At 47.4% G+C, this 22,509-nt stretch carries 25 protein-coding genes; all 25 read right to left on the reverse strand.

Features of this window, described 5'->3' with window-relative positions; all coding sequences use genetic code 11:
• Positions 1-83: 83 nt before the first annotated feature.
• The 25 genes from HYR79_07370 to HYR79_07490 all read right to left on the reverse strand — a co-directional run bounded on the left by HYR79_07370 (position 84) and on the right by HYR79_07490 (position 22,437).
• Positions 84-875 (reverse strand): hypothetical protein, encoded by a 792-nt coding sequence (locus HYR79_07370; GenBank protein MBI1821514.1) that lies wholly within the window; start codon positions 873-875, stop codon positions 84-86.
• 39 nt (positions 876-914) lie between these two features.
• Entirely contained in the window at positions 915-1,217 is a 303-nt protein-coding gene (locus HYR79_07375) for a hypothetical protein (GenBank protein MBI1821515.1), read from the reverse strand.
• 164 nt (positions 1,218-1,381) lie between these two features.
• Positions 1,382-1,762 carry a PilZ domain-containing protein gene (locus HYR79_07380; GenBank protein MBI1821516.1) on the reverse strand — a complete coding sequence of 127 codons (381 nt, stop codon included), beginning with the start codon at positions 1,760-1,762 and terminating at the stop codon, positions 1,382-1,384.
• A gap of 22 nt (positions 1,763-1,784) precedes the next feature.
• Complete coding sequence (gene cadA, locus HYR79_07385) at positions 1,785-3,707, reverse strand: cadmium-translocating P-type ATPase (protein ID MBI1821517.1); 1,923 nt, start codon at positions 3,705-3,707, stop codon at positions 1,785-1,787.
• 78 nt (positions 3,708-3,785) lie between these two features.
• Positions 3,786-4,064, reverse strand: coding sequence for a metal/formaldehyde-sensitive transcriptional repressor (locus tag HYR79_07390; protein MBI1821518.1), 279 nt, complete (start codon positions 4,062-4,064; stop codon positions 3,786-3,788).
• 311 nt (positions 4,065-4,375) lie between these two features.
• On the reverse strand, positions 4,376-5,203 hold the full coding sequence (gene mtgA, locus HYR79_07395) for a monofunctional biosynthetic peptidoglycan transglycosylase (protein MBI1821519.1): 828 nt from the start codon (positions 5,201-5,203) through the stop codon (positions 4,376-4,378).
• 110 nt (positions 5,204-5,313) lie between these two features.
• Positions 5,314-5,676, reverse strand: a complete 363-nt coding sequence (locus HYR79_07400) for a DUF5615 family PIN-like protein (protein MBI1821520.1) — start codon at positions 5,674-5,676, stop codon at positions 5,314-5,316.
• The gene (locus HYR79_07405) at positions 5,660-5,887 is read right to left on the reverse strand and encodes a DUF433 domain-containing protein (GenBank protein MBI1821521.1); all 228 of its coding nucleotides are present in this window, start codon (positions 5,885-5,887) and stop codon (positions 5,660-5,662) included. Before HYR79_07405 ends, HYR79_07400 begins: the two co-directional genes overlap by 17 nt.
• 139 nt (positions 5,888-6,026) lie before the next feature.
• Entirely contained in the window at positions 6,027-6,212 is a 186-nt protein-coding gene (locus tag HYR79_07410; protein MBI1821522.1) for a hypothetical protein, read from the reverse strand.
• A 79-nt stretch (positions 6,213-6,291) separates the two neighbouring features.
• Positions 6,292-6,867, reverse strand: a complete 576-nt coding sequence (locus HYR79_07415; GenBank protein ID MBI1821523.1) for a hypothetical protein — start codon at positions 6,865-6,867, stop codon at positions 6,292-6,294.
• Between the two features lie 82 nt (positions 6,868-6,949).
• Positions 6,950-7,105, reverse strand: a complete 156-nt coding sequence (locus HYR79_07420; GenBank protein MBI1821524.1) for a hypothetical protein — start codon at positions 7,103-7,105, stop codon at positions 6,950-6,952.
• Positions 7,106-7,359: 254 nt separating this feature from the next.
• Positions 7,360-7,683 (reverse strand): (2Fe-2S)-binding protein, encoded by a 324-nt coding sequence (locus tag HYR79_07425; GenBank protein ID MBI1821525.1) that lies wholly within the window; start codon positions 7,681-7,683, stop codon positions 7,360-7,362.
• A 475-nt stretch (positions 7,684-8,158) separates the two neighbouring features.
• Complete coding sequence (locus HYR79_07430) at positions 8,159-10,555, reverse strand: vitamin B12-dependent ribonucleotide reductase (GenBank protein MBI1821526.1); 2,397 nt, start codon at positions 10,553-10,555, stop codon at positions 8,159-8,161.
• A gap of 253 nt (positions 10,556-10,808) precedes the next feature.
• Complete coding sequence (gene gspK / locus HYR79_07435; protein MBI1821527.1) at positions 10,809-11,798, reverse strand: type II secretion system minor pseudopilin GspK; 990 nt, start codon at positions 11,796-11,798, stop codon at positions 10,809-10,811.
• Positions 11,758-12,321: a type II secretion system protein M gene (locus tag HYR79_07440; protein MBI1821528.1), complete on the reverse strand. Its 564-nt coding sequence runs from the start codon at positions 12,319-12,321 to the stop codon at positions 11,758-11,760. Before HYR79_07440 ends, gspK begins: the two co-directional genes overlap by 41 nt.
• 65 nt (positions 12,322-12,386) lie before the next feature.
• Positions 12,387-13,841, reverse strand: a complete 1,455-nt coding sequence (locus HYR79_07445; GenBank protein ID MBI1821529.1) for a PilN domain-containing protein — start codon at positions 13,839-13,841, stop codon at positions 12,387-12,389.
• Positions 13,838-14,734, reverse strand: a complete 897-nt coding sequence (gspN, locus tag HYR79_07450) for a type II secretion system protein GspN (protein MBI1821530.1) — start codon at positions 14,732-14,734, stop codon at positions 13,838-13,840. Before gspN ends, HYR79_07445 begins: the two co-directional genes overlap by 4 nt.
• Positions 14,735-14,749: 15 nt before the next feature.
• Positions 14,750-15,433 carry a type II secretion system protein GspJ gene (locus HYR79_07455; protein MBI1821531.1) on the reverse strand — a complete coding sequence of 228 codons (684 nt, stop codon included), beginning with the start codon at positions 15,431-15,433 and terminating at the stop codon, positions 14,750-14,752.
• Positions 15,396-15,782: a prepilin-type N-terminal cleavage/methylation domain-containing protein gene (locus HYR79_07460; protein ID MBI1821532.1), complete on the reverse strand. Its 387-nt coding sequence runs from the start codon at positions 15,780-15,782 to the stop codon at positions 15,396-15,398. Before HYR79_07460 ends, HYR79_07455 begins: the two co-directional genes overlap by 38 nt.
• Positions 15,783-15,890: 108 nt before the next feature.
• Positions 15,891-16,409: a prepilin-type N-terminal cleavage/methylation domain-containing protein gene (locus tag HYR79_07465; GenBank protein MBI1821533.1), complete on the reverse strand. Its 519-nt coding sequence runs from the start codon at positions 16,407-16,409 to the stop codon at positions 15,891-15,893.
• A complete protein-coding gene (gene gspG / locus HYR79_07470; protein MBI1821534.1) occupies positions 16,406-16,840 on the reverse strand; it encodes a type II secretion system major pseudopilin GspG in 435 nt (144 codons plus the stop codon). The genes HYR79_07465 and gspG overlap by 4 nt, the downstream gene beginning before the upstream one ends.
• A 40-nt stretch (positions 16,841-16,880) precedes the next feature.
• On the reverse strand, positions 16,881-18,116 hold the full coding sequence (gene gspF, locus HYR79_07475; GenBank protein ID MBI1821535.1) for a type II secretion system inner membrane protein GspF: 1,236 nt from the start codon (positions 18,114-18,116) through the stop codon (positions 16,881-16,883).
• Between the two features lie 55 nt (positions 18,117-18,171).
• Complete coding sequence (gspE, locus tag HYR79_07480; GenBank protein ID MBI1821536.1) at positions 18,172-19,872, reverse strand: type II secretion system ATPase GspE; 1,701 nt, start codon at positions 19,870-19,872, stop codon at positions 18,172-18,174.
• Positions 19,873-19,993: 121 nt separating this feature from the next.
• Complete coding sequence (locus HYR79_07485) at positions 19,994-21,490, reverse strand: hypothetical protein (GenBank protein MBI1821537.1); 1,497 nt, start codon at positions 21,488-21,490, stop codon at positions 19,994-19,996.
• Between the two features lie 32 nt (positions 21,491-21,522).
• Entirely contained in the window at positions 21,523-22,437 is a 915-nt protein-coding gene (locus HYR79_07490) for a hypothetical protein (GenBank protein ID MBI1821538.1), read from the reverse strand.
• Between the last annotated feature and the right edge of the window lie 72 nt (positions 22,438-22,509).

Consider the following 22,509-nt stretch of genomic DNA (forward strand, 5'->3'; position numbering starts at 1 on the left):
TTTGCCCGCATCAGAAGCTACCTATCCACAGCTCGTAAAAACGGCTGGAACCTCTTGCAATCCATTTCCCAGTCCCTGACAGGTCAACCGTACTTGCCTGAAATGCTTTTTCCTCCCTGACACTCCTGAGTAGTTACAATATAAGTAATATTGGGATCGATGATGGCATTTAGAATCCGAAGCCTTTGACCCATTTTCTTGATGTTCACTTTTCCATTCCTGGTATGGAGGGTTTTCTTCCCTTTTTCGAGCAAAACGGTTTTTCCGTCAAGCGACGATACCAGATCGTTTAACCCCGGGGAAACCCAATCAATGACTTTAAGCGATAAAGCCTCCGTCTCAGATATCGACACACTTTCCCGAACTGCCCTTTGAACCCATATTGAATTTCTCCCGCGCTTTTCGGTAATCGACTGGATATAAGCGGCGGCGTCATTTTCCACCTTTTGAGACATCTCCTTCGTCATCTCACCTCCTCCCATGGAGACCGGATGAGCGGCGCCGATGTTGGTCCCCGGAGCCATCACCGCAAAATGAGCGGCTTCCAGAATAAACAGGCCCGCTGAAGCGGCTCTGGCCCCGGAGGGAAAAACATAAACAACCACAGGCACTTCCGATGACAAAATCTTTTTGGCAATCAAACGCATTGAAGAATCTAACCCGCCGGGGGTATCAAGTTGAAGGATCAAAACCTCGGCATGTTTCCGGTCAGCCTCGTCAATCGATTGGGCGATGAACTCCGATGCGACCGGGTTAATGATCCCGTCATAAGTGATCACGTCGATCTGATTTTCTTGAAGCGATTGGGAATAAACAGGCGAAAGGGAGATCAAGCTCCATAGTGAACAAAGGAAAAGAATTGAATTAGAACCCATCTTGCTCAAATTCCTTTTCGACAGCATTCAAAAATTCGACTAAAACTTTTTTCCGCCATGCCGGACGGACCGCGTTTTGTTGAAATGATTTTTCGCGACAAGAGCCTCTGCCACCCTCCACTTTCGGTTGGCGGCCATATCCATAATTCGAATCACCACATCGGCCAACTCAACTTCCACACTGTTAAACTCCGGCAGTTTGGAATCGGGAAGATTCCCTTTGCGCAGCGCTTCGAGGGCTTCCGACAATTCAGAGTGCATTAAGGCAATTGCCTCGCCGTCATTGCGGGACTGGTCCCACCACCCTTTTTGAACAGCAAGCTGATGAACTTCGTTTTCCATTTTTTGAAAGTTTTCTACAAAACTTTTTTCCCAATCAGGGTTCATCCGTTCTCCTTAAAATAATTTCGTTTTCTTATGATCCGAATGGAAAGGAACAACCTATAATTCTTTAAACGAATTGTCAATTTAAAACCCGCTTTTACTGAACGGAGTCTTTTCGGAAATTAATTCGAAGAACCTGATTGAATATTTTGGTGGGTTTCGAGAATATGGTGAATATGAAGAAGGTCATCTTGTGAAATTTTGACAAATTCCAGTCCGCATTTAAAATCGGAAGTTTCGGTTCCGACCAGATGTTCAGTCCAGACAACTTCCGCAATAAATTCAATGACATGGGCATAATGATACAACCGCATTTCAAGGCGGGTGCCAGTTGGGAGTTTATTGGGAGATAGAAACATCAACCCGCCTCCTCCCAGAGATGTCGTATTCAACGAAATCCGGTCTTTTTCGTTTTCATGAAGAAGAACCCTAAAATCGACCTTAAGTTCGAGATTAACCCTGGGGTATCTTCGATGATAATCAATGGACCCTGACAAACTCATGAAAATAAGTATACCAGATTTCCTAAAATATGGAATTATCGATATTTTTTACGGTTTTGTCAGACCCCACCGGCAGCAGTCTCGCGGAGTTGAGTAAAAAGGCGAGCTCCGAGGCGACATGAATGAATGCGGCAAACAGCGGATTGATTAAACCGACAGCGGCCAGGCCGATGCCAAGGGTATCGATGGCAATGGTTCCTGCAAAGTTCTGCCAAATGATGGCCCGGGTATGTCGAGCAATTTCCAGCGTCTCGGTGAATTTCACAAAATCATTGCCGATAAGAACCACATCGGCGCTCTCGCGCGCGACATCGGTGCCGGAACCCATGGCCACGCCCACGCTTGCCGCGGTCAATGCCGGCGCATCGTTGATGCCGTCGCCCACCATGGCAACGGTACAACCGGATGTTACCAGATTTCTGACCCGGGAGAGCTTCTCTTCCGGCAACAAGTTGGATTCCACTTCTTTGATGGCAAGCTGCCGGGCCACGGCATTGGCGACCGCACGGTTATCCCCGGTTAAAAGGATTGTCCGGATACCCATTCGGTTGATTTTCTTTATCGCGCGTTGAGCTTCCGGTCTGACGGTATCGGCGATGGCGATGACGCCGTAAAGCCGCCCGTCCTGAGCCACAAATACTTCCGAAACTGCCTCACGGCCGGAGACAAATTTTGTTGGAACTTCGATCCCGTGATCCCGCATGAGCGCCCGGCTGCCGGCCAGAACAGTTTTGTTCGAAACGATCGCTGTAATCCCACGGCCGGGAGCGTATCCGAACTTTTCGGGTTCGGTGATCGGGCGGCCCAGGGCCCGCACGTGCGCGACGATGGCTTTGCCGAGAGGGTGTTCCGAGCGAAATTCTGCCGCCGCTGCCGCGTCGGTCACTTGCTCAGAAGAAAGACCGGAACAGGGAACAACGGCCTGCACTTCCGGCTCACCGAAGGTCAGCGTACCGGTCTTGTCAAACACGACGGTATCTACCCGACCCAACAGCTCCAGGTAGAGTCCCCCCTTGATGATGGAACCCAGCCTCGCCGCCCGGCCAATACCGCCCAGAATGGCAAGCGGCGTCCCCGCCGCAATGCCACAAGCGCCCGCAACGATCACCACCGAAATAGTTGAGTAGATATTACGCGTAATAACGAAGGTCAGGATTGCGGCGCCGAGCGCGAAGTAAACCAGATAGCCTGCAAGCCGGTCAGCCAGACGCTGTACGGGCGCCCGGGATCGTTCGGCCTGCTCGACGGCCTCGATAATTTTGCCGTAGCTGGTGTCCCGGCCGATACGTTCGGTGCGAATCTCCAGGGCGCCGGACTGGTTAATCGAACCGGCATAGACCGCCGCACCGGCAGTTTTTTCGAGCGGCATCGATTCGCCCGTGATCCTCGACTGGTCAACGTAGGAATGGCCGCTGATGACCTTTCCGTCTACCGGAATGTTTCCGCCAGGGTTCACCAGCACGGTATCACCGGCTTCAAGCTCATCGGCGTTCATCTCCTGCACTTCTCCTGCACGGCGCACAGACACCGAACGCGGCAGAATTTCCAACAGGTTACGGATGGCGCGCCGGCCTCCAGAAACCGTCATCTCCTCGAGGACCTCGGCTCCCAGCACGAACAGGGTGATCACCAGGGCCGTGAAGAACTCCGAAATAGCGGCGGCGGAAACAATCGCAAGGGTCATTGACAATTCCATGGTCATGCGTCGCGACATAATATTCTTAATCGCTTCCTTGAAGATCGGCCAACCCCCGACGATCACGCCCGCGACGCCGATGACGCTTACGTTACCCGTCGGTTCCCAAAAGCGAAACCAAACCGCCGCGGCGGCAAAAGCGACGAAAGCAATTCTCACCGCCTCCTGCCACTCAAAGGAAGGCTCGCGGCTCCGTTCGTCGTCGTGATCATTTCCATCACGGCAGGTGCGGTCCGGGGCGGAAGCCATGGGCCGCTCTTGGTCCTGCCCGGATAAGTTCAAAAGAGGAGTGGGTTCGTTGGGTAAGGGCATAAGGGATTCCTTTCGTTATTTCAGATAAGAGCGGACGACATCAATCAGGTCTTCAGCCCCTTTCGCGCGCTCGGCGTCAGGGTCATTCGCTGGATCAGCAACATGGTTACGAATATGGTCTTCGAGGACTTCGGCCATCAGACCATTGATCGCCCAGCGAGCAGCGGCAATTCCATGAAGGACGTCGGTGCATTCTTTTTCTTCTTTCAGGGCTCGTTCTACAGCCTCAATCTGACCGCGGATACGGCGCACGCGGTTCAATAGCTTGGTCTTTTGACGGATCGTATGGGCCATGACTTCCTCCTGGGGGACTCCAATATATACTATAGGTAGGTATAGTATATTGTCAAGGATATCATTGATGAGACTATCCTAATTTCCTCCGCGATCAAGCCACTTCCCTTGACATAATGCATAATAAATTTAAATAATATGCATGTATTATATGTATCCGCAGGATCATAGAGTCAGGTCTTTATTCTTGAGTTTACTTCAGTAAACCTACTTTTGATAGGTAGATTGATGTCAATAATAAAGATCTGATCCCTATTGTTCAGGTTGCGTTTAGCCATGAGAAGATAGAGAAAGATGGGTCTTGATCGAAATCATTGGGATCCTCCTGCGGTAACCGGTGGAACCGGAACCGGCGCCGTTGAAGGGAACGACTCCAGCGGGGGAGCCCCTGTTGCAGGAGGAGTTGAAATTTCTACGAGAGGCTCCTTCACGTGTAACATCTCCTCAAATTCAGGAACAACGATTCCTCTTTCAACCATAATCTGATAGATCACCGTTGAACGCTTCTCGACATATTTCTGATTTCCATCGGGCCGGTATTTTCTCGGGTTCGGTAAAACAGATACGAGCCGGGCAGCCTCCATGGCCGTCACCTCGGAAGCCGGTTTCGCGAAGTAATAACGGGAAGCCGCTTCCACACCGTACAGACCGTCGCCCCATTCCACAACATTTAAATAGAGCTCAAGAATCCGTCGCTTCGACAAAGTTCTTTCCAGTTTCCAGGTAATGACAGCTTCTCTGATCTTTCTGAGCAGACTTTTTTCGGGTTTCAGATAAAGGTTCTTGGCAAGCTGCTGGGTGATCGTTGAACCTCCCCTCTTGTACTTTTTTAATTTGAGATCACTCTCAATGGCCGCCTGAATCGCTTCGTAATCGAAGCCTTCGTGCGACCAGAACTTGGCGTCTTCGGCAATAATAATCGCCTTGACCAGATACGGAGAAATTCTCGCGAAAGGGACCCAGGTTTGATTAATTTTCCTCTGTTGGCCTGAGGCTCTCCAGCCGGTTTCCCGGTATTTCATAAAGGAGGTCGTACGGGGATTTTTCTTTTTTAAAACCGAAACGTCAGGAAAGTAAAATGTGTAGACTCCCGCCAGAAGCAGGAATCCGAAAAGGAGGAAAAAAATGAGTCTCTTCATCGTCGATATTATAAATCATTTTTCTCTCAATCCGTTCCTTTATTTCGTTACTCGGAAAGAATGAGTCAATCGTAGACTCAACTCCAATACATCATCATTTTTTATAATTCTCACTTACTTTGGAGAGGGCGAAAACGGATTTGTCCTGGTGACACAACTATAATCTGACCTTTTAAGTCTTCTAAATTCATTGTCTTTAGAGCTTTTGAAAACAGGCGCGTTATTTGTTCGCCCGTAAAAAAATCAGGCACGCGAATAAGGATAAGACCCGGCGGGTAAGGGCTGATATGAGGAAACGGAAAATCAAGATCTTTTGTAATTATAACCCGGCTTTCACGAGCGGATAATTTCCAAAGCCGTTCGTCCGGAGAACCTCGAAGGGAGCTATCAGCAACGTCGAAAACATCATGATTGAATTCCCGGAGTAATTGAGTCAAACTGAAAGGAAGGTTTTCGTCAACGAGGAAGCGCATGCACCTTTTCTTCAGCCAGTGCCTCCGCTGCATAAGCCAGTGCCGCATGGATATCGTTAACCGTTATACGATACTCTTTACAAACCTCCTCGTTACTCATGCCTCCGGCAAGTGCGCCCACAATAACCTGCACAGGAACCCGGGTACCTTTAATAACAGGTTTTCCTCCCATAATTTTAGGATCAATAACAATATGAGTTTTATTCCGCATCGTCTATCGTCTCAAGGGTTAATGAGCTTAATATTACGCAATACACTGAAACCCCGCAAGAAGAAAAGCTAAAAAGAGGTAATAAATCGACCAACCAATTCACCAAATTGCAAAATCGTCGAAATCTGGGCACAAGACTTCAAGCGTCTATATTTGAATCTTTCATCGCCGAACTAATCGCTTCAAACCAATTGACGTGGTCACCGATTTTGTTCTCAACCATTTTTAGTTCTTTTTTATTTAGCTTTCTTTCCAAATCATCTTTAGCCACAGTCTGAATATCATCAATAGTAAGTGAATAGACCACCCGTTCACTTCCCTTCATAAAACCTCCTCAATACAAAATCGTCCTATCAATTGAGTCAATCGTAGATTCGACCACATTCCCGATGACCCCATTCCATTCATCGACAATCCAGAGTCTCAATTTCCCCTTCGAGAGAAGTAATTCCCTGAGCAAAATAACTTACTATTGCTTTCCGGTGGGTTAAATCAATAACCGCAAGCCAAACCTTATTTCCAGTAGGATTTCTCCATGTTATGAACACAGAATCAAAAGCCCTGCTTAAAATGGTTCCAACAAATTCGACGGCTTGCTCTTCCAATTCAATTTCAGATAGTTTATGTGTAGGAGTTATGCTCCGTATTATAGGGTTGCCAGTATCCAGTTGGGAAAAAACTTTATCACGGAAAATCAAGCCTCTTGGCGTAGCCTTAGTTCCGGTACTAAATTCATCAGACGTCTTTCCTATTTCACGTATCCAAGCTTTCTCAGGAAATCCATAACTCCTGATGGCTTGAGCATTTGATGTGCATGTAAGACTTAAAGGAATATTATCATCGGTTGATGCACTATTCTTATCAGCCAATAAGGGAGTTGGTATAAAAATAAATACAGCTATTATCGTATTGTATAGAACAATTTCCATGATTTTTTTATACTTAAAAATAAGTTCCATTATAGATGGTTCCTTATTCATACTTGTTCTCCCTGTTTTATATCCCCAAAATAGAGGGTCTTGCAATTATGTATTTTCAGTTCTCTTCAACCATCGACTCACGTTAAATTAATAAGCCTTCAAATGCAGAACCACAACGCACAGCAAGATAGAATAAGGTTTTCTTTTCTAGCAAATCTACAATTTTGGAAAAGTCTATATATCGCCAAATTTTAATTTTTACATCATTCGGCTGGGGAAACACTGGATTATGCTCCATTTTATTCTCTTTTGGGTCTGACTTTCATAATTTGACATTAAAGTGGGCTAATTCCTTTTCCGGATACTGGCAGGCGGAGGCCTGAGCGCCAGACGCAGGCGGTGCAAACCTTTAAGCAAAAGGCTCGTTAGACAAAACAGCTTTTCGAACGCCGGGCGTTGGACTCACGCATGAAAAATGACCAAATAGTATGGCGCAACCTTCTGCGGCCAGCGACGGCCTCTGCCTGCCAGGCAACCAACCCAAGTGGAATTTTATTGGCCTTTAAAATCCAATCGTCCAATGGTCGGAAAAATCGTTTTCACTTTTAGAGGCCCTAATACCTTTGCCTGACAGGCCAAACGGACCTCTCCGGAAAAAGAAAGATGCGCCCGTAAAGAAATCCGTTCAAAATTCTCCATTTTGGAAAGATTATCTTCACCTTCCACAACATGCACTCTGCAGGTCGTGCAAAGGCCTCTCCCTCCACAAAGATGCATATGTTTAATCCCCGCCTTCATTGAGGCGGCTAAAATAGAAGTTCCAGGCTTGACTTCAACCTCATGATCATTAATATGCATACGAACTTTTTCTTCCATGGTTTTCTCCCTGATTAAATGATGTTTTTAATAGCGGGGGCGGGTTTTTAAAAATAGTCTCTTCCCCCTTTCCTGTGTAATACCAAATACTGGCAGGCAGAGGCCTGAGCGCCAGACGCAGCCGGGGCAAACCTTTAAGCAAAAGGTTCGTTGGACAAAACAGCTTTCCGAACGCCGGGCGTCGGACTCACGCAAGAGAAAAAACCAAATATAATGGCGCAACCTCTGCGGCCAGCGATGGCCTCTGCCTGCCAGGCAACCCACCTAAACCCATGAAAAATCAAATATTAGCTCCGTTGCGAAACCACTACGCACAGCAAGCTCGGTGGCAACCTCTGCGGCCAGCGACGGCCTCTGCCTGCCAGGCAACCCACCTCTCGCATACAGTATTTTTTCATTTCTAACAAAACAGAGGGGGAGCCGTAGTTTCCCCGGCTCCCCCTCCAATTTGATCCATTATTTCGTTGAACCTAATTTATGAACAACGGGAGTACCCGCAGAAACTGCACTTCTCACATCCCTCTCCAAATTCCAACTCACACCCGCAATCAGGGCAAGCCGCCGTCACGCGCCCCTGCGTCGCAAGAGCCGCCGTCTGGGCCTGGTAGTTCTTATGGGTTTCTAGATAGCTGAACATCATCTTCGCAATGCCGTCCGAACACGATTCGACCCGGTTGTCACCCAGCCCAAACGGTTTGTTGCACCGGATACCGATTAATTGTTTCACGATCGCGTCAGGTTCTACCCCTGCCCGGAGGGCCAGAGAAATCAGCCTGCCGGTGGCTTCATTCTGGGAAGCCTCGCATCCACCCGCTTTTCCCATATTGGCAAAGACTTCAAACGGCCTTCCCTGCTCATCTTCATTAATGGTGAGATACAAATCGCCGCAGGAGGTCGGTTTCTTGGCGGTGCTTCCGTGGGTGATAGCCGGCCGGGGACGGATCTGGATTAATGCCGGCGATGGGGATGACGCCGCACCTACCGCCGGGTTGTGCGCCATGGTCACCGTGACTGTTTTTGCCGGAGAGGCCGCCTGCGCAGGGGTCGACCCGTGCGCTTTGGAACTGGTCCCCAGGTTCATCACCTGCTCGTCACGGCTCCCATCGCGGTAAACGGTAATCCCCTTGCAATTGAGCCGGTAGGCGAGAAGATAGGCTTTTTTCACATCTTCCACCGTTGCGGTGGTGGAAAGATTGATTGTTTTGGAAACGGCGCTGTCGGTATGTTCCTGAAAGGCGGCCTGCATCCTGACATGCCATTCGGGGGCGATATCGTGCGAAGTGACGAAAACCTCCTGCCATTTCAACGGAATCTCTTTAATCCCGCGGGCAGAGCCGTGGTTGACGATAATTCTTTCAAGGAGCTCGTCGTGCCAGAACCCTTCTTTTTTAGCCACTTCAATAAAATAATCCTGAACATAGGGAAGGTGATCGCCTCCCATCACGTTTTTATACCAGATGAGACTGAACTCGGGTTCGCATCCCCCCGACGTATCGGCAATCATGCTGATCGTCCCGGTAGGGGCCACGGTGGTCACATAGGAATTTCGGATCGCATACCCCTGCTGTTCATGGAGAGAGCCTTTCCAGTAGGCATAGACCCCCCGTTCTTCAGCCAGTTGCCGGGAGGCATCGTAACCAATGTGTCTGAAATAGGCCATCATTTTTCGGCCCATTTCAGTTCCCTGCTCGGTGTCATACCCGATCCCCAGCTTATAGAGCATCCGGGCAAAGCCCATAATCCCCAACCCGATTTTTCGGTTCGATTTGGTAATGACCTCGATCTGGTGAATCGGGTATTTGTTCATATCGATCACGTTGTCGAGGAAATGAACCGATGTTCGGATTGATTTTTCAAGGTGGATCCAATCGATTTGATATTGTCCGTCAGTCTCGATGAGATGTTGTTCAAGGTTGATGCTCCCCAGATTACACGATTCATAGGGAAGTAAAGGCTGTTCCCCGCATGGATTGGTTGCTTCCATTTCGGCTATATGCGGCGTCGGGTTAGTCCGGTTGGTGGCATCGATAAAGAAAAGGCCCGGTTCGCCGTTTTTATGCGCCTGCGAAGCGATCTTGTCGAAAACCATCCGGGCATCCATCTGTTTTACCGTTTTTCCGGAGCGGGGACTGATTAAATCATACGGTTCATTTTTTCGAACCGCTTCCATAAACTTGTCGGTAATCGCCACACTGATGTTGAAATTGGTAATTTCCTTCGTGTCGTCTTTACAGGTAACAAAATCCAGAACATCAGGATGATCGACCCGGAGAATCCCCATGTTGGCGCCCCGCCGTGTGCCCCCCTGCTTAACCGCTTCGGTCGCATGGTTAAAGACTTTCATAAAAGAGACGGGACCGGACGCGACGCCACCCGTGGTTCTCACCACATCATCTTTTGGCCGAAGCCGGGTAAAGGAAAATCCGGTTCCCCCTCCTGTTTTATGTATAATAGCGGCCTGCTTGACGACTTCAAAAATTCCTTCCATCGAATCTTCCACCGGCAAGACAAAACAGGCGGAAAGCTGCTGTAAATCTCTTCCGGCATTCATCAGGGTTGGAGAATTGGGTAAAAATTCCATATTGGCCATTAAATGATAAAAGTCCGTAAAAGCTTTTTCAAAATTTCCGGCGGCATAGTTCAGCTCGGCCTGAGCAATATTCCGGGCCACGCGTACGAAAAGTTCCTGAGGGGTTTCAATGACTTTGCCTTCTTCGCTTTTGGCCAGGTAGCGCTTTTCCAACACCCGAAACGCGTTGGCAGAAATCGCCGGAGGACGAAGCTGTAAAGGGTCAAAACTTACAGAAGGTTCCTGAGTTTTTGTTGAATGGGTCTCTGCATTTTTTGAAATGTCTTGGTTGGTTATTGCCATACGGCCCCCCCTTAAAAAAATATTGATTTAAAAATTTTGTTAAAAATGACTGTTTTAGAAAAAAGACCGGACCCTCAATGCCCTGCAGGATCAGAGAGTCGGGCAGGCTACGGTAGGTACTTTATGCCGAGAGACAATTTTTGTCAAGGGAAAAAATACCAGATATAGTATGTTAAAATTTAATAGACAACCATATGTTGTGGATAGAGGTGTGAATTCATTGTGGATTAAAAGTTGATAACTGGATGAAACGTTATTCTAACCGTGTGTAATATCGGGTAGTTTTTGTTTTGGGATCACCGGGGGGCCTGGCAATGGTTTCAATGAGTTTTTTTTCGGTCCCTTTCATTTCTCCGGTTGATGTAATCGTAAAATACCAGCTCTTCACACCAGCCGAATCAAGCTTTAATCTATCTCCAATCGATTTGAATCCGCTAATGTTCACGAGATCGTTATCACTCTTAATCGGCCTGGCCTTCATGATCTCCTCTGCAAGGCTTGGGGTAATATCAAACTGAAAGGTGTCGTCTTTTTTATAAAAAAGGGTTTGAAGGACGATAAAATCCGCCGTATTCACGTTGATGAATTTGTGCGCGTCCAACACCTGCGGATAGACCGTTAAATGGGGAGCGATTTTAGAATAAATGTCGTCGGTCATTCCCCTGATCAACCGGAGCTCCGACAGGGTGTCGAACGGGAGATTTTTCTGGCAGGTATAGGGAGGGTTTAAGCCCTGGTAATAAAAATCGTTCTCGCAGGAAATCCAGAGGATTATTTCATCAACCAGCCGGTCATCCACCTCCAACAGCGAAAAGAGCCTCCGAACCTGGGCTTCTGTTCCGGCCCGCCCGGATTTCAACTGGTTTAACAGGTTAAGGTTTATTTTGCCCGATTCATCCTGAATTTTAAGAGTGATCGACCCGTCGCCGAGAGGATAACCGGGAAGAGTCTGAGCCCAAAACTGGTCTAACCCATCGTAATTATTGGACAAATTATTCCGCAAGATCTCTTCGCCCGCCAAAAGACCCGAGCGTGCCAGAGAAATTGCCTTTTCGGTATCCACAAACCTAAGAGAGGATTTCAATTCGACCCTTGATTGATAATCAAATTCGATCACCAGGGTCACCAGCAGGACAATTACAAATAAAACCATTAAGAGAACAACACCGGCTTGATCTTTTCTGAGAGGGGTCAAGGAAAAATCAGGGAGCTTTTTCATAATGGGAAACGACAAAAGAAACATCTAAATTTCTAGGCTCGCCGTAACGGGTTTTCATATGGAGCTGTTTGATATAAAGAAAGGAGGGAGCAGTTTCAATTTTGTTGAGGAAGGTGACGGCCTGGTTCAAAGTTAGATTCTCCAGCTTGACCTCGATATCATAAACCTTAATATTTTCAAAACTTTGTGATGATTGCGGCCTTAAAGAGGTCATTTTGTTTTTTAGCTGATTATCTGTGGCAAGACTCTCCAGATAGGCAGGAAAGGAAAAATCTTTTCTTCCCTCCCCGATCTTCAGGTCAAACCGATCGAGCCTGTTCTTAAGCTTTTTATACTCCTCTTTAAGGCTTGCCATTTCAACAAGGTCTTTTTCTTTTTGGCGGCTTTTTTGGTCATACCAGGCCATTTTTTCAATAATAGGAGAAAAGATGAAGAGCCATATCCCTAGAACAAGAAGAAACCCGACTCCTCCCTGAAGGACCCTTCGTTCCCTTTTTCCCAGCCGGCTGAACCATTTTAAAGGCGGCAGATTAAATCGTCTCATCATCTGTCCTCCTCCGAAGCCCCCATACCCCAAGCTTGGCCAGGCAAAGCCTGTTCCCCGCTGATCATTTATTCCATCCCCGTTTTTCGGGTAATTTCGAGTTTAAAACGGACTTTCGACTCCTCGGCATTCATTTTAGCGTCATTGACGGCGATCTCACCGAACGACCTGACATTCCCCAACGACGCTTTAATTTTATCCAGCGAATCAAATGAATCGGTTTCGCCTTCCAACCGGATTTTATCGGATTCAATAGAGACTTCATTGATATCGATTTTAACCTCCTTGGGAATTTGGACGGTTAACTCTGTCAAAACCACTAAGGGCGTCACCTCGTTGAGGTTAAGAAAAGTCTCTTTTTTCTTCAACCGGGTCATCGCTCCTTTGGTCTGGTCGATTTCGTTTATGATCGAACCGGAACCGGGAAAAATCCCCCGATACTCATCTTGAAGCTGTTGGCTTAATTTTTCAAAATGGCTTTTTTTAATAGAAAACCGGATGCCCAAATCGGTCAATCCCATGATCAGAAGGATCAAAAAAGAAACAAGGAGGATACGTTGAAACCCTTTTTTTCCCTTTTCGATATCACCATGCGCAAACTCTTCTTTTCTAAAATTAATTTGCGACAGCGAGCCTTTTAAGGAAGAGCCCTTTAACGCAAGCCCTACCGCCGGAATAAACAACGGGTCGATTTCCCCCTTTATCGTCGGGATCAGAGATTCTTTTTTCAACCTTCCGGGCTCCACCTTCCAATCCAGGATTGGAACCCCGGTTTGATTAGAAAGCCACTCCGAAAGGTCTTTGATCCTGCTTCCGTTTCCGCACACCAGCAGGTTTTGACTCGATTCGCCGCTTTCGGCTTTAACCACCTGGATCGTTTTCAACAGTTCTTGAATAAAAGGATGTTTCTCTTCCCAAACCGAGCTGTCATTAAAATCTTTGGTCCCCCCTGAAATCGATCTTAACATCAACGGGACATTCCCTCTGAGAAAACAGAGAGACGAGAAATCTTCCCCCATATTCAGGAGGAGAAGAGAGGTTTCCTCAAATGACGGCATGATCCGGGTAAAATTAAAAAGCGCCATGCTGTCCCATTCGGCCTGATGCGGGTCAACACCCAGCCGTTGAAGCTTTTCCATAAAACCGCGAAAGTCCTCCTTTAAAACGGCTCCTACCAAAACCCGGCTTGAGTTCTCTTCCTGAAAAAGAATATGGTGAGCGAGGATTAACCGGTCAAGTTCAAACGGAAAAAGAGGCTCGACCTCGAAAGGAAGTACCTGTTCGATCTTTTTAGGCTGGGTAAAAGGCAGAGAAATCACCCGCGAAGAAATAAGTTGGCCGGGAAAAGAAACAATCACCCGATCGGCCTGGGCCACCCGTTTTTGAAAAGCCGGATCCGGGCGTTTTTCTGGATCAACGGAAACCTCTCCGCAAGACCTCAGGGTTAATTCACCTCCCCAGGTTTCCTCCAATTCGGCAAAACGAACCCATCGGCTATCGAACTCCAAACCTATGATTTTCATGTGGGCGCCCCTGTCAGGGTAAAGGCCGGCTGTTCAAGTGTCCCTTTTAAATAAAGATCCATCGGAACGCCCGATCGGGCGCTCGGAGAAAGAAAAGCAAGGGGAACGATTTTATTTAGGGCCTCTTTTGGCGTTATTTTAAATGAGAGGTTCAGGAGGCTTTTCTCGAAAGGCGTATTGATTAAAATCGTCCCCGTTCCGTTTAAATCAGCGAGGGCTCCGGTTGAAACAAACCGATCGACGGTCATTGATCCATCACGGAGAATTCCATGTCCTGTCAGTCTCGAAACGGCAATTTCGGGGAGGTTAAAACCCGAAATGGAAAGACCCCGGCCATTGATTTCATTCCCCTCGATATTAATAAACCCTTTTCCCTTGCCAGGATCAGCCGCCTCCCAACGATATTCGGTTTGAAATTTAACTTTTCCGGCAATCGTAACCCCTTTGTTCCAGGGAAATCTCCCGAGCTCCAGTTCTTCTCCCTCTACCACAACCGAATTTCGACTGGTTTTATTTCCGCCTTCCGCCGACCAGGCTCCCCGGATATCCCCTCCCCACCCTTTTAAATTAAAATGGGCGCTCATTTTTCGTTTAAATAAAAACGAGGCCAGGGAAAAATCAATCTTCATCTGGTCGAGTTCAAAGCGGGTTTCCGGTTTTCCAGAAGGGAAAAAAGTAATTTTTTTCCATTCGGTTCCCAACGGAAAGGTAAAACGGGTTTCGCTGACGGTCACTTCTGTTTGGGTCGCTTTTTGAAATTGAAAAAGCATCCAGTTTTGAACTTGCGTTTTTGGAAAAGTTAATATCACAAACAGAAAGTAGAGTAAAAACCCGTACAGACTTAACCCGACAAAATAAAAAACTCTTTTTTGATTTTCATGAAACCAGGTCATTTGCAGCTCAAATCGTTAGAACCCCACAAGATTAACCTGACGAACCCACTCCTCGGGGGTTCCATCCTGCTTAATGACCACTAAACTAACCTTGACCGCGGCAGGAATCGAAAGATTTGATTTTTTTGAATCCCATTCCGGCAGCCAGGTTTTTCCGTCAAAATATTTAATATTTAATTCTTTAACCTTTTCAATTAAAACTTCTTTCTCCGGAGGACCCTTGGATAGAAAATGGGGGTATTCTTCATGGCTCAACTGATACCATTTACTCTCCGAAGGCTTTTCTAAAAAATAACGGACCCGGGTCAATTCGGCATCCGGCTGATCGGGAACGAGATGGAGATGGGACATCGCATAAAACGACAATGAATCCATCGATCCCTCCGACCCTGTCTCATGAACCCCCGAAAAATAAGACGCCCCGGATAAAGCGGGCGGTTGATAGGCGCTTAAGAGTTCACGGGTCAACTGATCGGCTGTCAGCCGGATTTCACGGTAGACTTCTCTTTCCTGTTCAATTTTTTCGGTTACCCGCGAGGTCGAGATAAACGTTTCATAAAGAAAAATAGCGATTACCGCGGCAATCGCCAGCGCGATTAAAACTTCAACCAGGGTAAAACCCTGAGGGGCGCCGAAAAGGCGCCGAGGCAGTTTCGGATTTTTATTCCCGGACATATTGAACCCATTCCCTCTCTTCATCCCGGTTCCCTTTTTTCCAGATGACCTTTAAACTGATCTCCTTAACAGCCCCCATGGGAGTATCCGAAACAGCCTGAACCCATCGAAAATCGGGATATTGATCTCCAAAATCCCCATTCGTCTCTCCTTTTTCAGGCTTTTCTTCCAGTAAAAGCGTGGATAATTTTTCATTGGCCAAAAATTCAGCCCGTAACACCTTCCGGGCATAGGCAGTCTGATTAATATTTTGGTTTCTTAAGGCAAGGAGAGGGACAAAGACAATGGCCACAAGGGTGAGAGCGATCATTACCTCCAACAGCGTAAAACCTTTTTCTGATCTGTCAATAAGGGACGTCTGCTGTGTTGTCACTTCAGCCTCGCATCCTCATGTACTAACCCTGTACACTCCGGGGCAAGGCTTCGTTCCGCCTTGCATACGTTACCTTCTTGACAGTCAGAAATTTTTGGTGAATTTTCCTTATTTTTGTTCTTCAAGATAGCCGTCATATAATTTAACCTTCCCTGAAAGTGGCATCACTTTCAGAGTAAGAAGCCGCCCATTCTCCTCAAAATGAAGGATGGCCTTTTCCACCCGTCCCAGAGGATAAAAAAAAAGATAAGCGGTTCCGTCAGTAACCTTTCCCTGTCTTAACGTGACCATATCCTTTAAACGGATCTGCGACGGGAGCTGAACTTTTCCAAGGCTTTCGGTTTGATAGGGGACAAACTCCCCGTTTTCTTTTAAGACGCTGATATCGTAAACCTGAGAAGGAAGGTTAAAATTCAGCCGAAAGATCTTTTGCCTCGACTCCGCCTCATCCTTCAGGGTTTGAATCGTGCCGATCAAATGCCGGGTAACCGTATTCAGGTTTCCCCCGGAAAGACCCGTTAGCCTGGGAAGAAGAATGAGCGCCATGAGTCCCATGATCAGAACAACAACAGAAATTTCAATCAGGGTGAACCCGGCGATTTTTCCGTTTTGGGTTTGATTGATCAATCCAAGGCCCAGTTTTCAATATCCGCGTTCTTGCTTTCCCCCCCTTTTTCTTTGTCAGCGCCATAAGAAATCAAGTCAAAATCGCCATGCGCTCCCGGCGAGATGTAGACATAAGGCGTCCCCCATGGATCTTTGGGAACCTTGGACATATAGCCCCCTTCCCGGTACTTGTTTGGAACTCGTCCAATCGTCGGTTTTTTTACCAGGGCGTCCAATCCTTGCTCCGTACTCGGGTAAAAACCATTGTCCAGCTCAAACATATGAAGGGCTTGTTCAACGTTCTTAATCTGGATCCGGGTAGCTGTTTTTCGGGCTTCATCCGTTTGGCCCGTAATCCGGGGGAGGATCAAAACGGCGAGGATTCCCAGAATGGTAATCACCACCATCAGCTCAATTAAGGTAAAACCTTTCCGGTTCCTGATCTTTTTCATACCCATTTCTCCGTTTCTACTTAAAATTGATACAGTTGGTTTATCTGACAATAGAGCTCATCTGGAAAATTGGAAGCAAAATAGACAGCACAATAAACAGGATGACCAATCCCATCCCCAGGATCAACAGGGGGGAAAGGAGAGCGGTCAAAGCCCCAACGACCGCTTCAAGTTCGTAGTCATACGTCTCGGCCACTTTTCCGAGCATCAACTCAAGTTCTCCTGATTTTTCGCCGACAGCAATCATATGAATCATCAAAGGTGGAAAAAGCCCGCTCCGCCGTAAAGGACCGGCGATACTTTGCCCCTCTTTAACATTTTCTCTTACCGCTCCAATGGCTTCTTCGAGAACCTTGTTATGAACGAGGGTTTTAACGATGTCAAGCGCCGACAACAAGGAGACCCCCCCGGCCAGCAAAGTTTCGAGGGTTTTTGAAAACCGGGAAAAGCTGACCCGCTTTACCATGCCTCCAACAACAGGGAGCCTCAATATCCAGCCGTCAAAACGGCGCCGTCCGTTGTCGGTCTGAATAAACCGGCGAAAAAAATAAAACAGAACCCCCATCAGGATCAATAAAATCCAACCTTGATTCCGAATGAGGTCGCTTAATCCGATAAGCAGGCGGGTCGGCAGAGGGAGCGCCTGATGCATATCTTCAAAAATAACCACAACCCTGGGAATGACAAAGGTGATCATGGCGACTAAAACCGACAAACTCACGGCGACCATCAGCACCGGATAAGCTAACGCCGAAATAATTTTACTCCTCAATCTGCTCTGGTGTTCCAAAAACTCAGCCAGCCGGTTAAGCATTCGAGCCAGTGTTCCGCTTGCTTCTCCCGCGCGGATCATTTGGATATAAAGGGGAGAAAAATAACGGGGATGAAGCGCGAGTGCGCGGGATAGGGGATTTCCCTCTTTAATCTTTTCCCGGATTCCCGAGATCATTTTTTTAAGGAGGGATTTTTCGGTCTGTTCGGTTAAAGCCTCCAGAGCTTCCATTAAGGAGAGACCCGCGGCAATGAGCGTCGACATCTGGCGGGTCATAAGGGCAATCTCCTGACGGGAAATATTGTCAAAAAGCCGCCTGCTGAAAGAGCTCTCAAGCGCGCCTTCCTCCGGTTTGACTTCATTTTCAGCCGACCCTTCATGGACTTCGGTCGGGAAAATCCCTTGAGTTTTCAGGCGGATCCGGGCGGCTTTCGCGTTTTCCGCGTCGATCATCCCGCTCGCTTCCCGCCCGCCGGCCGTTAATCCTTTATACTCGTAAATCATCTAGACACCATCATAAAATATCTTTTGCCCGCTGTCCCCTGGTCTATTTTACGCCTTACATGTCGATTTGGGTCACGCGAAGCACCTCATCCGTTGTCGTCACCCCTGCGACAACCTGACGGGCGCCATCTTCTCTGAGCGTGATCAATCCTTTCTGGATTGCGTGAGTTTTAATCGTCGTTGAATCGACTTTACTTAAAATTTCCGCCCGAACGGCATCATCGATCAGAAGAAGCTCGTAAATACCGATTCGTCCTTTATAACCGGTGTTCAGGCATTCAGGACAGCCGGTTGCCCGATAGAAGGAGGGCGGGCCGGTTTTTGCTTCTGATAGTCCCAGTTTCTCCAGTTCTTCGGCCAGGGGGCTATAATTTTTCTTGCAGGCTTTGCATAATTTTCTCACCAACCTCTGGGCAATAATGGCCACCAGAGAAGAAGAAACCAGAAACGGCTCTATCCCCATATCGATCAGGCGGGCAATCGCGCCGGCGGAATCGTTCGTGTGAAGGGTCGAAAAGACCAGATGACCTGTCAACGACGCATGAATCGCTATTTCTGCCGTTGCGCTGTCCCGGATTTCTCCCACCAGAATTACATCGGGGTCCTGTCTTAAAATCGACCGGAGGCCGTTGGCAAACGTCAAATCAATTTTTGGATTAACCTGCATCTGTCCAACCCCTTTAAGTTGATACTCAATCGGGTCTTCAATGGTAATAATGTTTTTATCGGAAGAGTTTATTTTGTTTAAAATACTGTAAAGGGTTGTCGTCTTTCCGCTTCCGGTCGGACCGGTCACCAGGATAATCCCATGCGAAAGATGGATGAGTTTGGATACCGCAACAAACATTTCTTTAGAAAAACCGAGATCCTCCAGGCTTAACAAAAGATGCTGTTTGTCTAAAAGCCTTAAGACCAGTCTTTCTCCATGAGCGGTTGGAATCGTGGAAACACGGATATCAATCTCCTTGCCCGCAATCCGGATACTGATCCGGCCATCCTGGGGGAGGCGCTTTTCAGCGATATCGAGACCGGACATAATTTTTACTCTTGAAGTCATGCTCGATTGAAGCCGTTTCGGGGGGGAAAGAATATTATAGAGGATGCCGTCAATCCGATAACGGACGACAAACTCACGCTCAAAAGGTTCGAAATGGATATCGCTCGCCCTCTGTTTGACCGCCTGGAAAACCAGCGAATTCACAAGGCGGATAATGGGCGCTTCATCCGTCGCTTCCAGGAGATCGACCGAAACCGGGAGTTCCCCCGCGTCAACCTCAATAAGGTGCCCTTCGATCCCTTCCATGACTTTATCGGCGCTGTCCTGGGATCTCTCGTACACCTGGTTAATCAAAGCAAGAATCAAATGGGAGGGGGCTATTGAAACGGCGATCTCGCGGCCGAACAAAATTCTCAAATCATCCAGGGCATTCAGGTTAAGAGGCCTCGCGGTGGCCACTTTCACCCTCTCCCCCTCTTTTTTAATGGGAATGACCTCATTTTTTTTGGCAAACCCGATTGGAACTCTTGTAATCCATTCTTTTTCAATCTCATTTTCTGAAATCGAGGCCAGAAAAGGAAGTCCCCACTCCACCGCGAGACTTTCACTTTCTCCCTCCTCGGTAAGGTACCCCAACTGCTTGAGCGCCTGCCCCAGAGGAATTTCTTCTTCCTTTTGAAGGATTAACCCTTCCTGGAGTTGAGGCCCCTTAAGGCCGTACTTTTTTTGAATGAAATCAGTTAGTTTCTGGTCAATCATCTGCTTAAAATGGGAGGCCCCATACTCTCGCTCCGACAGTCACAGCCTGTTCTTCGCGCCAAAAAAAAAGGCCTTCCCCCTTCATGATGACGAAACGGAAAAGGCCTGATTTCCAAAACGCTTATTCCGGACGCGGCAAATTAATTTTTCCATCCAGGATTTCTTTTCTGGATTGTTCCGGATTTTCCATATTATTTTTTTGGATAAATTCATCCAGTGTTTCCAGTTTTTCTTGTTTGATCGCGTTGATATCGGCCGGCTCTCTCAAAATATGAGGCGTCAAAAAAATCATCAAATTGGTCTTTTCAAGTTTTTTAGACTGATATTTAAACAGCCAGCCCAAGATCGGAATATCGCCCAGGAAAGGGACCTTATTTTCGGTTTTCACATAATCATCCCGCATCAGCCCGCCAATGACAATTGTTTGCTGGTCAGAAACAACGACGGACGTCGTTGTTTCCCGTTTATTGGTCGTTGGGCCGATATCAACCAGGATCGACTGGGGGGAATCGACCACCGTTGAAATCTCCTGACGGATGTCGAGTTTCACCCGTTTGTCCTCAAGGATTTCCGGCGTTAATTCCAGGCTGACGCCGACATCCCGGCGGTCGATGGTTCTCTGAATCGTTCCGCCGGTCGTCTGACTGCTCCCGCTTGGAAAAGGGACGTTCTGGCCCACGACAATTCTCGCTTTTTGAAAATTGGTGGCCAGGATCTGAGGTCTGGACAAAACATTCACGTCGGAATCGGACTCCAGGGCCCGCAGCAAACCCTTAATATTCAGGATGCTTCCGCCTCCAAAAGGATTTGGAATAATGCCGGTCCCCGCGCCTACCGCCAGGCCTGAGGAATTTGCAATCGCGGCCGGGCCTCCTGTCGCCAGCCCGCCAATTCCGCCAAAATTAGTCCCTCCGATGACCCCGATCCTTGAATCGGGATTGAGATTCGCCAATTCGATTCCAAGAGTCCGCAGCTTGGAAACGCCAACCTCCATGATCACCGCCTCGACATAAACCTGTTTTCGGGTGACATCAAATTTTTGGATAATTTCTTTTAACATTTCAAAATCCTTTGACGAGGCCGTTACGATCAGGGAATTCGTCGATTTATCCGGAAAAACCTGGACCTGCCCTTCAAAGTCGCCTTCCGACCGAATCCTTGGATGCTGGGATTGTGTTACGGGACGGATCAGAAAACCTGTCAATGTCTTTGAAAGTTCTTCTGCGCTGGCATTTGAAAGCGCGTAGACATGAATGGTTCGTTCAACGGGAACTTCATTCGCCGGAAGAATTTGAACCACCTCCCCGGCCTGGACGGTTGTAAAACCTTTAAGGTCCAAAACTGAAAGAAACACCTCGTACGCTTTAGCAATGGTCATTTTTGTAGGTGAAAAAACAGTCACCTTTCCTCTGACCTTTTCATCGATGACGAAATTTTTTCCCGTCAACTCGCTAAAAAACTTGACCAGCACCGGAAGGTCGACATTGTTAAAATCAAGCGTGATCTTTTTTTCTTTACCTGGAACCTCCCCGGGAGCGGATTCTTCACCTAACGAATGGATCGAAAAAAAGATTGAAAGGAAGATAAAAAATAAGAGAGAAAAAAGCGGTGTTTTCAATGATTGGCGTTTGACCTCAGGATTTTAATGATTCAACGAATCTCATAACCCATCGTTTCTTTCTGCGAGTTTCGAACCAGATCAAGCGTAATCCGGTTCTCGTCTTTGAGGTGCTGGAAAACCTTCAGGAAACTTTCCGGATCTTTGATTTCAATCCCGTTGACCCGTTCCAGAACATCCCCGTTTTTAAGGCCGATTTTCTCATAAAAACTATCCGGGACAATGGCAAAAACCCGAAAGCCATCCGGCTTGCCGTCTGAAAAATTCGGGATGACTCTGGCCTGGGTTAAAAGCTGGTTCAAATTGTCAAGATTATGGGACACTTCCTGACGATCTAAAACCCATCGGTTTGGCGTCATCTGACGGATCCCGGGATGCGGGCTTCCCATTGGGTTTATTCCGTTCTGTCCGTTCATCGGAAGAACCGAAGCAACATTTCCCGGCTGGGAAGAGCGTTCTTCATCCAGTTGGATCTGTAAAATCGTACTCCCGCCCGCATAAGCCAGTTTGATTTTATTTCGCTGAATTTGCGCAATCCGGACATGATTTAAAACCGGGTCATTCAAATGATATAAACTCTGCTCTTTGGAAGTTTGGTCTTCAAGAACGGCGAACGAACCTTCTGAGCTTCCCTCGGAGGTGCCAATTAACCGGAACCGGGTTTGAAGGTCCGGAACCGGTTCAGGTAACGGAAGGAAAGCAACCGTTTCTTCCTTCTTGCCCCGAAGTCTCGAATTAAAAATATTTCCTTCAACAATGGTTGAGGCCTGCCGGGAGTCAAAACCCCGGGACAAACTAAACTGGACAGGATCTTTTTCTTTGGGAAGGAGGGAAGCGGAAGCTTCCAGTTTGCTTCCTAAAATCAGGGTGGTCATATCGGCAAGGAGAAATGAAGCAACCGTTATACTCGAAAAATAAATCAGCCAATTTTTATTCTTGAATTCCATGGTTATTCATCCATCATGTAAATTATTTTTTGAAGACGTCTCATTGCAACCCTTATCAATTATTTCGTAATT

The organism is Nitrospirota bacterium, from assembly GCA_016178585.1.
Taxonomy (GTDB): domain Bacteria; phylum Nitrospirota; class Nitrospiria; order JACQBW01; family JACQBW01; genus JACOTA01.